We start from the raw sequence: 12,965 nt of genomic DNA, 5'->3' as shown, positions 1-12,965 counted from the left end.
CGGACGTGAGCGGTGCGCCGCGCAATCGATCCCATAAGGTGCGAAGGAGCGGTCTCACTCGGGGCGGGACCGCATAGGGAAAACCGGCGTCAACCGCCCAGGCGTCGGGTCAGGGCACGTCCCTCACCCGGAACGAGTGTGGAAGCCGGGGGGCGGGTATGGAACCCTTATCCGGCCCCCTATGATCCCTTGTCTTCTCCCGTCGCCCGGGCAGGGAGATGAGCTGGTCGTGGATGAGATTCACCAGCTGACGCCCGCCGGAGCGGAAATAGTCGGCCTCACCGGGGAAGACCTCCAGACCGAACCGGCCGTCGGTACACCGCTTCCACTCCTCGGCGCCGGCGGGCACCGGACGGCCGCCCCGGCTTCCGGCGAGCGCGACGACGGGGCAGCTCAGGGCGGGCCGGGCGGCGGCCTCCCCGGGGGCCCGCGGAGGAGGCTCCTGGCCCGATACGAACAGGGTGGTCGGTATGGTTCCGGCCTCGTGTTCCAGCCGCTGCGCCACGCGGTAGGCGATGTGGGCCCCGATCCGGTGACCGAAGAGCGCCAGGGGCCGGTCCGTGCACTTCACCAGCGTCTCGAAGGCGCTGTCGGCCAGGACCTCGGGATCGGCGATGCGCGGAACGGGGCAGTTCCCGCCCGTATCGGGATAGCGCAGCGCCACGACCTCGACCGTCGGCAGCAGAAGCTCCGACAGGAGCAGGAAGGGGGCGGACGAGCCGACGACGTGCGGGAAGCATGCCAGCCTGAACGTACTCGGCACGTGAAGCTGATTAATCCTGATAAACTCGACATCGACAGAGGCCGATGACATCGTCACGTCCTTTCGCTGGTGGCACCCGTCGGCTGAGTCTCAGGCGGAGAAAAAGACACCGGAACCGCTGTTTCGGATGGGAAATGTTCCGCCGCACCGAGGTCGGCAGTCGCCGATGAGGCGTACCGGATATGGCGGCTCCTGAAGTGAACACGCGGTTCCGCGGCGGGGTGAAGGTCCCGGGGCATGGCTAACCGAAGTGGTTGCGGATACTACCCCGGGCGGCTTCTCTACGGCTACTCCCGCGCAACACTCTCAGCCACCGCGCATATTTCTGCGCCAATTCCCGAAGTGATTGATTGTGGCGATCCGGATGCCGCGAGCGCAATCTTTTGTCCGGGATAAAGAAGAAGTCGGAAGACAAACCGCGCAGCTTTCGGGTCCCGTGCCGGCCGCGGGGAAAAGGGACAACGCGAACGAGCCCGCGTCCGCGGGGCCCCGGGGGCCGGCGGACGCGGGCACGGACGGCCGCCCGGCCGCCCGGGTCCGGGCAGCGGCGACCGGGGGAGGACCGGGGCACCTGTGGTGGCGGGAAAGGGGCGGAGACGGGTCAGGAATCGGGCAGTTCGACCGGAGCGAGCGCGTGGAACAGGTCGCCGGGGCCGGGGTTGTGCGGCGCCGACGCGCCGCCGAGGTGCCGGACCACGCCCCACACGGCGTTCAGCGCCGTGGACACCGCGCCCTCGGCGAAGCCGGCGGTCCAGGAGACGTCGTCGCCGCACAGGAACAGGCCCCGGTGCGAGGGATCCAGGTCGTCCTGCATGAAGTGCGTGAACAACCGCCGCTGGTAACGGTACTGGCCGGGAAGGTTCGACTTGAACGCGCCCATGAAATGGGGCTCGGTCTCCCAGGTGATGGTCACCGGGTCGCCGACGATGTGCGAGGCGATGTTCACGTCCGGATAGATCTCGCCCAGCCGCGCGAGCAGCACCTTCAGTCGCTCCTGCGCCGACAGGGTCGCCACCTTCAACGAGTCGTCGTTCCAGGTGTACGACAGGCACATCACCCCGGGCCGGTCCGGGCCGTCGTCGAAGAGGTACACCCCGCGCGCCAGCCGGTCGGTGAGGGTCATGCCCATCGCCTCCCGGCCGCTGCCCGGCTCCACGTCGCGCCAGAAGGGCCGGTCCGTCAGCACGAACAGCTTCGACGCGCCCATGTAGTGGGTGCGCTCGACGGCCGTCCAGAGCTTGACCGGCAGCAGGTCGGGGGAGCAGCTGACGCGGTTCAGCAGCGTCCACACGTGCGGCGTGTACACCACGGCCGGGTACGTGCGGACCTCGCCGTCGGCGTCCTCGACGGTGAAGCCCTCGCCGTCCCGCCGGATCGCGGTCACCGCCGGGCGGGGCGTCCCGCCGTGCAGCGAGGCCAGGGAGGTGCCCGCCGGCCAGTGGGCGAGGATGCCGGGCCGGTGCTCCCACAGTCCGCGCGGCAGCTGCTCGGCGCCGCCGACCAGGGACATCTGGTGGTCGTCCGCCTCGGTCGCCACCACCCGCAGGATCTCCAGCACCGAATTGGGGAAGTCGGTGTCCCAGCCGCCCGTACCGAAACCGACCTGGCCGAAGAGCTCCCGGTGCCGGAACGAACTGAATGCGGGGCTCGTCGCCAGAAAGCCGTAGAACGACTGGTCGTCGAAGATCTCGACCAGCCTGTTCCAGACCGCCTTGAGCGTCTTGACGTCCCGTTCCCGGATGGCGCCGCGCAGCGTCGCCAATTCGGCCCGCTCATGCAGGGTCTTGTCCCACGCCTCCGAAACCTCCTGGAACACCTCCGGAAGGTCCTCGGACGCCCGCGCCCACTCCCGCTGCCCGTTCAGATCGATGAGCGTGCCCGGCGTCGCGGGCGAGAGCGGGTTCGGGAACGGCCGGGTGGCGAGCCCCAGCATGTCGATGTAGTGGAACAACGCCCGTGCGGAGAGGGGAAAGCGCATCGCTCCCATATCGGCGACATAACCGGGGGCGCCGGGAAAGGGCTCCGAGCGCATCCGGCCGCCGAGCCGCTCGGCCTCGTACACCACCGGCCGCAGCCCCAGCCGCATCAGCTCGTACGCGGCCGTCACCCCGGCCATCCCGCCGCCGACGACGGCCACCGGCGTACCGGCCCGGCCTTCGGGCAGCATTCCCAGACCGGCCGGATGACTCAACCAGCGGTCATAGGCGAAGGGAAAGTCCGGTACAAGCATCGTCGTCGGAGCCGGGCTGACTGACGTCATCTGCAAAACCCCTAAGGCCGGGTAGGAGACGCTGGCACGGAATCCGACTGCGCAATACGTGCGTCGGCGAAAGCACGCTATTTCTGCGGGAAGAACGCGGACAACCCCTATCCACCCTGATTGCCCGACATACGGGTCGGCGCCCCGGCGGAGAATCCGCCACCGGTAAAGAGGGAAAGTAACGCGCTTCGGCGCCGGGGGAAAGCAGGGGCGCCGGCCCGCTGTTCGCGGGCCGGCGCCCTGAGGGGCCCGAGACGGCTCCGGGATTCCCGGCCGCCGTCTCAGGCCGTGTCGGCGACGTGGAAGTCCAAGTTGGTCGGCAGGTCCTTCCGGTGCCGAATGTTGATCTTCCGGTACACCCGGGTGAGGTGCTGCTCGACCGTGCTCACCGTGATGAACAGCTTCGCGGCGATGTCCCGGTTGGTGTAGCCGTGCGCCGCCAGCGAGGCGACCCGCCGCTCCGCCGCGGTGAGCGAGGCGCTCTCCGCCGTGGCCCTGCGCCGGTCCTGGCCGGACGGCGCCGGGGGAGCGCCGCGGCCCGGCGACGGCTGCAGGGACCGGTACAGCTCCTGCGCACCGCACTCGTCCGCCGCCCGCAGAGCCTGCCTCACCAGCAACCTGCCCTTCGCCGAGTCTTTCTGTTCCTTGTGGGCCCCTCCGAGGTCGGCGAGCACCCGGGCCGTCTCGTAGGCGTCACCCGCGTCGCGCGACGCCTCCAGGGCCCTCTCCAGCAGGCCCCGCCGTGCGGCCGGAGGACGGGTGGCGGCGAGGACCCGCAGTGCCGCGCCGCGCGCCCGGGTGGAGGCGCCCGCCGACCGTGAGAGCTGTTCGTCGACGTAACGGGCCGCCCGCGCGGTGTCGTTGAGCGCCAGCCAGGCTTCGGCGGCACCGGTGCGCCACGGCAGGAGGTCGGGCACGTCCATGTGCCAGCGGCGCATCCGCTCACCGCACTCCACGAAGTCGGCGAGCGCGGCGTGCGCACGGCCCGTGGCCAACTGGTGCCGCCCACGGGCGTACAGGTAGTGCAGCCCGTACCGGGTGTGGAACATCTCGCGCGGGACCGGCCGGTCGAGGAGCTCGGTGACCTCCTCGTGCCGGCCCATCGCGGTGCCGGTGTAGATGAGGACCGACAGCGGCAGACCGATGCCGACTCCCCAGCTCTGGTCCGGCATCCTGCGCAGCGCGGCCGTCGCGTGCTCGGCGGCGTCCAGGAGCCGGCCCCGGCGGGCGGCGATCAGCGCACGCAGGCCCATGAGGACGGCGGACGTGACGGGCGCCTTCAGCCGCTCCGCCTCGGAGAGCAGCCGCTCGCACCACGTGGCGGCCGTTTCGAGCCGGCCGGCGTGGACCAGCGCCAGCAGCGACGCCTCCTGGACCTCCAGGCTCTGCTGCGCCGACGGGACGCCGCTGAGGGTCTCCTCCGGGTCGCCCGGCGCGGGCGCGGCGTCGTGCGTCAGCAGCACGGAGGCCAGCGCCGCCTGGGACCGCCACCGGAACGCCGCCTGCCCCGCGCCGGGCGAGGGCCGGTCGCCGAAGTCGTACGGGTCGGGCAGCCCGGCCTTCTCCAGCACCCCCGGGTAGCTGAGGGCCACGTGCTGGTGGAACGCCGACAGCTCGGTGCGCAGCCGCGGGTCGGGAGTGGCCCTCGCGGTGGCCCCCGCCTTCCGGAACACCTCCGTGGCGTCGTCCATCCGCCCTTGCCACAGCAGTTGGGACGCCAGGCGCACCGAGGCGTCCGGCGCGAGCAGGCCCGCGCGGGCCGGGGCGACCAGGGCCCGCACCTGGCCGGCGGCGGCCGAAGGGGCGCGTCGCCAGGTGAGCTGGGCCTGCGCCGCCTGGAGTGCGAGCCGCTGCCGCTCGTCGCGGCAGTGCCTCTCGGCCGTGCGCAGACAGCGCCAGGCGAGGGCGGTCTCGCCGCGCGCGAGGGCCGCTCCGGCGGCGTCCGTCAGCGCCCCGTAGGCCCAGGTGCCCCGGCGCGGTCCGCTCGCGGCGGCCAGGAGGTGGGCGGCGACCTCGGTGGGCGGGGAGCCCGCGTGGTGCAGGAGCTCCGCGGCGTGACGGCTCAGCCGGGCCCGTTCCTCCTGCGGCAGGTCGTCCAGGACGGCGGTCCTGGCGGACTCGTGACGGAACGTCATGCCGTCGAGGACGCCGGCCTCCTGGAGCGCGGCGAGGGAGGCGCGCAGGGCGCCGTCGCCGACCCCGGTCAGGGCCGTGAGGAGCGGTGCCGTCGCGGTCCGTCCCAGGAGGGCGACGCCGCGGGCGACCTTCAGGCCCTGCCGGCCGGTGCGGTGCACACAGGCCAGGACGGCCTGCCGGAACTGCTCGCCCGGCTGCGGTTCACCGTCCTCGGCCGTCGGCTCCTTGGCCGCCCACCGGTCGCTCATCAGCGCGGCGAGCAGCAGGGGACTGCCGCCGGTCAGCCCGTGGACGGCGTGTGCGAACCGCGGCCCCCGGCCGGCACCGAGGTGGGGGGTGAGGAACTGCCCGACGCCCCGTACGCCCAGCGGCCGGGTGCGCAGCGCCAGGGTGCCGGGGAGGTCGTGGAGTTCGCCCAGGCCGGGGAGGCGGACGCGTACGCCCTGGCGGTGGGTGACCGCGACGACCAGCTGCCCCGGGCGGCCGTGCCGGAGGAGGTGCGCCAGGCACCTGAGCGACTGGGGGTCGGCGAACTCGACGTCGTCGACGGTGACCAACAGCGGTGCGTTCGGGGACGAGCGGTGGGCGAGGAGCGCGCGCCGCACGGCGAGCAGGCGTTGCAGGGGGGAGAGGGCGACCGGTCCCGCGTGCGCCGGCTGCGGGCGGAGGTGCCGTCCCCTGGCGGGCAGCGCGCACAGGAGCTGGTCGACCAGGGCGTAGGGGAGGTGGCGTTCCTCGGGGGCGGCCACGGCGTGGAGGGTCGTACCGCCGCGCGATGCCGCGTGGTCGGCGAGGTGGTGCAGCAGCTCGGACCTGCCGGAGCCGGGAGCCCCGCTGACGACCACGAGGACTCCGTACGGATCACAGGCCGGTATTCGGTCGTAGAACCGTTCCAACCGGGAGGTGTCCGCGTCCCGTTCGACGAGCGTCACCGGACGTCCTTCCCGGCGGTGCGGGCGAGCGGGACGTGCTGAGGCGGTGAGGTCGCCGCGAAGGGTGAAGAGTCGCGGGCGGGCATGCCAGGTGTACCCCCGTGTCCATGTGCGCTTGGCTGTGCCGGGCACTGACGTGGCGGCGGTGCCGCCGGCCGGGCCGGCACTGGTCGTCGTCACCGGTGGGACCGGACGGCGAGGGGTGTGCCTCGCCTCGGCACTCGCGTGGGCGCCGTGTTCCGGTCACAGACCGCGTGGTCGGTTGGAAAGCAGTTGTGGCATGAAGACATTACCGCAGCTTGAGCGTCGCTAGAGGTCTGCGGGGTGGACAGCCTCCCCTGCTGTGTGAGTGGCCTGGGGATATATGGGATTTAGGGCGAGCTTTCCTACTTCCGCCTCTCACGTAGGCGGGCAAGTGCAGCAAATGGAATTAGAGGTTCCGGTTTTTTTCGTCGAACGGCCTAAACATAGGGAAACGGATGGCGCTTGACGTCGGCCCGACATAGGGGGTACGGACCGATGGCGCGCGCGGCCGCCCCCGCGGAGCGCGGCCCCCCGCCAGCGCCCCTGGTCGCCAGGGCTTACCCACGGTCAACTTGCTTCCGTCGCTGGTCAGCAGGGTCCCGACGAGCTCGCGGAAGCACCTCGGTCACCGCCGGCGCCGCCCTTCGGCCCAAGTGGCCGAGGACAGGCGTCGCAGGGTCTCGCCGGACGAGTTAGGGGTACCCCCTACGTTCGACTCCCTGATTAGATGCAGACCAAGTGGACGGAAGTTCGGGCCGGACATATCCGAGCGATACGACCGCGCTCGCGAAGCGAGAGCAGAGCAGAGCAAGTGATACAACAGTCAACGACCAGTCCGTGGTTTCTCCGATTCCCCCAGGACCCAGCCTGTAGAACCCGACTCGTCTGCTTCCCGCACGCCGGTGGGGCGGCCTCGTACTACGTCCCCTACGCCCGAGCGCTGTCCCCGGAAGTCGACGTCCTGGCCGTCCAGTACCCCGGACGCCAGAACCGGTACTCCGAAGCGCACATCGAGGACATCGGAACGCTCGCAGACGAGATCGCCGCGGCACTGGAGCCGTGGCTGGACCTCCCGACCGCGCTTTTCGGTCACAGCATGGGAGCCGTTCTCGCCTTCGAGGTGACCCGGCGGCTGGAGCGACGCGGCGACTTCGACGCGGCACGCCTCTTCGTCTCGGGGTGTCCCGCCCCCTCCCGGCGCCGGGAGGAGACCTTCCGCAAGCTCGACGGCGACCTCGACGACAACGGTGTCATCGCGGAGCTGCGGGCGCTGAGCGGCACCAACGCCGCCGTCTTCGAGAACGAGGAGCTGTTGAGGCTGACGCTGCCCACCATCCGCAGCGACTACACCGCGGTGAGGAACTACCGGGCCGAGCCCGGGGCGGCCGTGCGCGCCCCGGTCACCGTGCTCGCGGGCGACTCCGACCACCGGACGACCCCGGACGAACTCCAGGCCTGGCAGACGCACACGACCGCCACGTGTGACGTCCACACCTTCACCGGTGGCCACTTCTTCATCAACGACCATGCGGGAGAAATTGTCGGGCTGATCACCGACCGTCTTCTCACCGTTTAGAACGCGGGGTCAACGCTGTGCCATGCATGCCCGGTTGACGGGGCGAAGGCGTGCTCTTCCACGCCCGGCGCACCGTTCGGTTCACGACCATCTCGGTCACTCTTGTCGCGGCGCGGCTTGCTGCACTCGGCTCTTTCACCGTATCGGGGGATGACTTGTTGACGCCCATCATTGAACGCGAGAACGAATCGGCCGCTCTCGCGGAACTGCGTACGGCCGCGGCCGCCGGCAACGGCCGGGTGGCCCTGCTGAACGGATCCGTGGCCGCCGGCAAGACGGAACTCCTGGTGCGGTTCACCGACCAGGCCGCCGCCGACGGCGCGCTGGTGCTCGACGCCACCGGTACGCACACCGAGCGAAGCTGGCCGTTCGCCCTCGCCAGGAAGCTCTTCGACAGCTCACCGCTGCCGCCCGAGGCGCGCGACGAGGCGGTCCGCTGGATGGACGAGGCCGCCGCGCAGACCTCGGCCGAAGCCCGGATGCGCGTCCTGCCCGCCCTCGCCGGGACCGTCCTGCGCCCGGCGGCCGACCGGCTCGTCGTCGTCGCGGTGGACGACGCCCACCTCGGCGACCCGCTGTCCCTCCAGTTCCTGCTGTGCCTGGCCCGGCGCGCCCGGCGCGCCCGCGTGCTCATCGTGCTGACCGCCTCCGAGCGCCTGTCCCAGGACCAGCTGGGCCTCCTGGCCGAACTGCTGCGCCAGCCGAACTGCCACCGCCTGCGCCTCAAGCCCCTCTCCGCGGAGGGCGCCGGGCGGATGCTGACGGAATACGCCGACGGCCCGGCGGACGACGGGCTCGCCGCCGCCCTGTACGAGAGGACGGGCGGCAACCCGCTGCTCGTGCGGGCCCTGCTGGAGGACTCCGCGGCCCCCGCCACCGGGGACGCGGGCCTGCCGCACGCGCTGCGGCCCGGCGAGGCGTACGCCGGTGCCGTCGCCGAGATCCTGCACCGGTGCGGGGCGGAGGTCACCGCGCTCGCCCGCGGCACCGCCGTCCTGGGCGAGGCGGCGGCACCGGAACTGCTCGGCCGGCTCCTCGGCCTCGCACCGACCGCCGTCGAGGGCGGCAACCGGGACCTGACCCTGGGCGGCCTCTTCCACGATGGACGGTTCCGCGACGCCACGGCCGCCGCCGCGGTCCTCGCCGGCACCCCCGAGCAGGAGCTCGCCGGGCTGCACCACCGGGCGGCGACGCTGCTGCGCGACGACGGCGCCTCCACCTACGAGGTGGCCCGCCACCTCGTCCGCACCACGGCGACCGAGCCCTGGGCCGTGCCCGTCCTGCGGGAGGCCGCCGAATACGCCCTCGTGGACGGGGATTTGAGGTTCGCCCGGCACTGCCTGGCGCTGGCCCAGGAGGTCTGCCCCGACGGCCCCGGGCGCGTCGCCCTGAAGCTGCGGCTCGCCAGCGTGCTGTGGCGGTCCAAGCCCGCGGCCCTGGGGGACCACCTCACCACGCTCGTACCGGAGATGCTCCGCGAACGGCTCGCCCCCGACGAGCTGGTCGTCTGCGTCGGCTATCTGGTCTGGGCGAAGCGCACCGACGAGGCGGCCGGCGTCCTCGACACCCTGGAGCGCTCCGCCACGTGGTCGAGCCAGGAGGAGCGGGCCGCCCTGACGACCGCCCGCCAGTGGCTGGCCCTGATCAGCCCGGCGCACCGCGGCACCCCGCACGGCACCCCGCCGGAGGTGTACGCCCCGGCCGAACCCCTCGGCGGCGCCGCGGACATCGCCCACGAACACGCCGTCCGCGCCATGACCGCCGCGCTCTCCCACGACACCCCCGACGGCGCGGTCGCTGAGGCCACCCGGGTGCTCCAGCGCTACCGGCTCGGCGACGGCTACGTCATGCCCCTGGTCTTCGCCCTGTGGGCCCTGACCTACGCGGGCAAGCCCGACCTCGCCCTGCCCTGGTGCGAGCGTCTCCTCGCCGAGTGCAAGGACCGCTACGGGCCCACCTGGCAAGCCCTGTTGACGGCCGTGCGGGGCGAGATCGCGCTGCGCCAGGGGGACCTGGTGAAGGCGGAGCGTCACGCGAGCGCGGCGCTGTCGCTGCTGCCGCGGCGGGACTGGGGCGGCTTCGTCGCCCTCCCGCTGTCCACGCTCATCCTCGCGTACACCGGCATGGGCCGCTACGACGACGCGATGGAACTGCTCAACCACACCGGCCCCGAGTCCGAGCTCGACACCCTGCCTGGACTGCACTTCCGGCGGGCCAGGGGCCGCTGGTACCTGGCGACGGGCCGCTTCCAGGCCGCGCTCGGCGACTTCCTCACCTGCGGCGAGCTCATGGACGCCTGGGGCGTGGACGTGCCCGAGCTCGCCCCCTGGCGCGTCGACGCCTCCGACGCCTGGCTGGCCCTCGGCGACCGGAAGAAGGCCGTGGAGATGGCCGAGGCGCAACTGCTGCGCGCCCCTGACCGCGAGCGCGGCAACGTCCTGCGCGCCCTCGGCTGCGCGGAGACCGGCCGGGACCGGCTGGAGCGGCTGGAGGAGGCGGTCCAGGCGCTGGAGAACGGCGGCAGCCGTCTGCAACTGGCCGAGGTCTTAGGTGAACTGGGCCGGGGCTACCAGGCCGTGGGCGATGTGAACCGGGCCCGTACGCTCGCCCACAAGGCGTGGCACATGGCCAGGTTCTGCGGGGCGGAGCCGCTGTGCCAGGGGCTGATGCCCGGGCACGCGGAGCCGGAGGGGGCGCCGGAGGAGCCGGAGCAGGAGGCGAGCACGCCGCGCGGCACCGAGGCGCTCAGCGAGGCCGAGGGCAGAGTGGCCGTGCTGGCCGCCCACGGCCACACCAACCGGGAGATCGCCGCCATGCTCTACGTGACCGTCAGCACGGTGGAGCAGCACCTCACCCGCATCTACCGCAAGCTGCGGGTGCAACGGCGCCGCGACCTGCCCACGACCCTGTCCAGCAGGGTGGGCGGCCTACGGGTCGACCTCTAGGGGGAGCCCGACGGGCCGGCACGGGCCGTCGGACACTCCTGGCGAGCGGCCGGGCACGCGCGCGTGCCCGGCCGCTGGTACCGCCCCGGTCGCCGGAGCTACGGTGAAACGGAAGGGACGGAGGCGTGCCGGACGGTGTCGATCACGGTGGCCCTGGCCGGTGACACGATGCTGGGGCGTTGCGTCGCCGAGCGGCTGGAGCAGGACCCCCGGCCGGCCACGGTCCTCAGCGCCGCGCTGAGGGGCCTCGTGGCCGGCGCGGACGCGTTCGTCCTCAACCTCGAGTGCTGCGTGTCCGACCGCGGCGAGCCCTGGCCGGCGCCGGGCAAGCCCTTCTTCTTCCGGGCCCCGCCGGCCGCCGCCACGGTCCTCGCGGACCTGGGCGCGGACTGTGTGACCCTCGCCAACAACCACGCCCTCGACTACGGCTTCGACGCCCTGGCGGACACCCGCGCGCTGCTGACCCGCGCGGGCGTCCGCAGCGTGGGGGCCGGGCCCGACCCCGCCGCCGCCCGGCGCTTCGCGCTGCTGGAGGCGGGCGCAACGCGGCTGGCGGTCGTCGGCGTCACCGATCACCCGGAGGACTTCGCCGCCGGCCCGGACCGGCCGGGCGTCGCCTACGCCGACCTGGCCCGGGGCGTGCCGGGCTGGCTCGCCGACCTGGTGGGCCGCGCCGCCGCCGAGGCCGACGCCGTCCTGGTCACCCCGCACTGGGGCCCCAACATGACGTCCGCGCCGCCCCCTCACGTACGGCACACGGCCGCGGCGTTGCTGGAGGCGGGGGCCACCCTGGTCGCCGGGCACTCCGCCCACGTCTTCCACGGCGTCGCGGACCGCTGCCTCTTCGACATGGGGGACTTCGTCGACGACTACGCGGTCGACCCCGTCCTCCGCAACGACCTGGGACTGCTCTTCCTGGTCACCCTGGACGGCACGGGCCCGGCACGTCCCCGGCCCGTCCGGGTGGAGGCGGTGCCGCTGCACCTGGACTTCTGCCGCACCACGCAGGCGAGCGGGGACGAGTGGGAGTGGATCCGCGACCGGTTCACCCGCGCCTGCGCGGAGTTCGGCACGACGGTCACGGTGCGCGGAGAGCGGCTCGTCGTCGACTGGGCCTGAACGGCCGCGGGCCCGGGACGTCGGCCACCACCCCCTGGCGGCCGCCGGAACGTATGGATAGGTTGACCGGATTCGGCGGCGGCGGGGGAGACGCGGTGGAGCGGAGCCGGACAGGCGCGGAAACGGGCGGTCACGCCCCCGGCGGCGGATCAGCCGGCGGCGGCGCGACGGCGCGGGCGGCGTGGCTGAGAACACCCCGGCCCCGCCCAGGCGCCGCGTGGCAGCTGTTCTGCCTGCCGTACGCGGGAGCGATCCTCACCCCCTACGGCGACTGGGGGCGGCGGCTCGGGCCCGGCGTCGAGGTGTCCTGCGTCGAGCTGCCCGGCCGCGGTGCCCGCTCGGCCGAGCCTCCGCAGCGCTCGGTGGACCGCATCGTGGCCGGGCTGGCCGGCCCGCTCCTCGACGCGGTGCGCGGACCCTACGCGCTGTTCGGCCACAGCTTCGGCGCGCTCCTCGCCTTCGAGCTCAGCCATGCGCTCACCGGCCTGGGCAGGCCGCCGGGCCGCCTCATCGTCTCCGGCTGCGTGCCGCCGTGCGTCCCGCGCGGGTCCCGGCGACTGCACGACCTGCCCGACGACCGCCTGCTGGAGTACGCCGTGGAGCTGGCCGGTGCGCCGACGCGGGCCCTGCGGGCGTTCATGCTGCCGACGCTGCCGCTGCTGCGGGCCGACCTGGAGGCGTTCGACACCTACGCGTACGCCGAGCGGCCCGCGCTCACGACGCCGCTCACCGCGGTCCGCGGGGAGGCGGACCGCTTCGTCCCGGCCGGGAGCCTGCCCCGCTGGGGCGAGCTGACCACCGGGCCGTTCCGGACCGGGACGCTGCCGGGCGGGCACATGTACCTGCGCGAGCAGACGGGGCCGCTGCTGTCGGTCGTCCGCGAGGACCTGGAGGGCGCCCCCGGACCGTCACGCTGACAGGGCCTGGCCGGCCTCCGGGTGCTCGCCGCAGGCCGCGGCGATGTCGTCCAGGGAGATGCCGAGCACGGAGGCCAGCGCGGCGACGGTGAAGAAGGCCGGGGTCGGCGCGCGGCCGGTCTCGATCTTCCGGAGGGTCTCCGGCGACAGTCCCGCGTCAGCCGCGACCGCGACCATGCTCCGCTTGCCGCGGGCCGCCCGCAGCAGGGCGCCGAGCCGCTCGCCGCGCTGCCTCTCCCACGGTGTGAGGGGTGTACGAACCATGGCGTGATGCTAGGGCACCCCGGGCCGGC

General features: G+C 73.1%; 8 protein-coding genes. 4 read left to right on the top strand and 4 right to left on the bottom strand.

Annotated features, from left to right (window positions below):
• Positions 1–109: 109 nt before the first annotated feature.
• From CYQ11_RS03440 to CYQ11_RS03430, 3 genes are all read right to left on the bottom strand, one after another.
• Positions 110–763 (bottom strand): thioesterase II family protein, encoded by a 654-nt coding sequence (locus tag CYQ11_RS03440; RefSeq protein WP_240003373.1) that lies wholly within the window; start codon positions 761–763, stop codon positions 110–112.
• A 601-nt stretch (positions 764–1,364) separates the two neighbouring features.
• Positions 1,365–2,993, bottom strand: a complete 1,629-nt coding sequence (locus tag CYQ11_RS03435) for a flavin monoamine oxidase family protein (protein ID WP_448323619.1) — start codon at positions 2,991–2,993, stop codon at positions 1,365–1,367.
• Positions 2,994–3,304: 311 nt separating this feature from the next.
• A complete protein-coding gene (locus CYQ11_RS03430) occupies positions 3,305–6,091 on the bottom strand; it encodes a helix-turn-helix transcriptional regulator (RefSeq protein WP_181143559.1) in 2,787 nt (928 codons plus the stop codon).
• Positions 6,092–6,926: 835 nt separating this feature from the next.
• Here CYQ11_RS03430 and CYQ11_RS03425 point away from each other — a divergent pair.
• From CYQ11_RS03425 to CYQ11_RS03410, 4 genes are all read left to right on the top strand, one after another.
• A complete protein-coding gene (locus CYQ11_RS03425; protein ID WP_243469263.1) occupies positions 6,927–7,691 on the top strand; it encodes a thioesterase II family protein in 765 nt (254 codons plus the stop codon).
• A 158-nt stretch (positions 7,692–7,849) separates the two neighbouring features.
• Positions 7,850–10,636 (top strand): AAA family ATPase, encoded by a 2,787-nt coding sequence (locus CYQ11_RS03420; RefSeq protein ID WP_240003372.1) that lies wholly within the window; start codon positions 7,850–7,852, stop codon positions 10,634–10,636.
• A 135-nt stretch (positions 10,637–10,771) separates the two neighbouring features.
• Positions 10,772–11,755, top strand: a complete 984-nt coding sequence (locus CYQ11_RS03415; protein ID WP_099199022.1) for a CapA family protein — start codon at positions 10,772–10,774, stop codon at positions 11,753–11,755.
• 95 nt (positions 11,756–11,850) lie between these two features.
• Positions 11,851–12,672: a thioesterase II family protein gene (locus tag CYQ11_RS03410; RefSeq protein ID WP_192939080.1), complete on the top strand. Its 822-nt coding sequence runs from the start codon at positions 11,851–11,853 to the stop codon at positions 12,670–12,672.
• Here CYQ11_RS03410 and CYQ11_RS03405 read toward each other — a convergent pair.
• A complete protein-coding gene (locus tag CYQ11_RS03405; RefSeq protein WP_099199020.1) occupies positions 12,664–12,936 on the bottom strand; it encodes a helix-turn-helix domain-containing protein in 273 nt (90 codons plus the stop codon). The genes CYQ11_RS03410 and CYQ11_RS03405 overlap by 9 nt on opposite strands.
• Between the last annotated feature and the right edge of the window lie 29 nt (positions 12,937–12,965).

The organism is Streptomyces cinnamoneus, from assembly GCF_002939475.1.
Classification (GTDB): Bacteria; Actinomycetota; Actinomycetes; order Streptomycetales; family Streptomycetaceae; genus Streptomyces; species Streptomyces cinnamoneus_A.
Note: the sequence above shows the minus strand (reverse complement) of the source record. Positions and strands in the feature narration are given on the sequence as shown.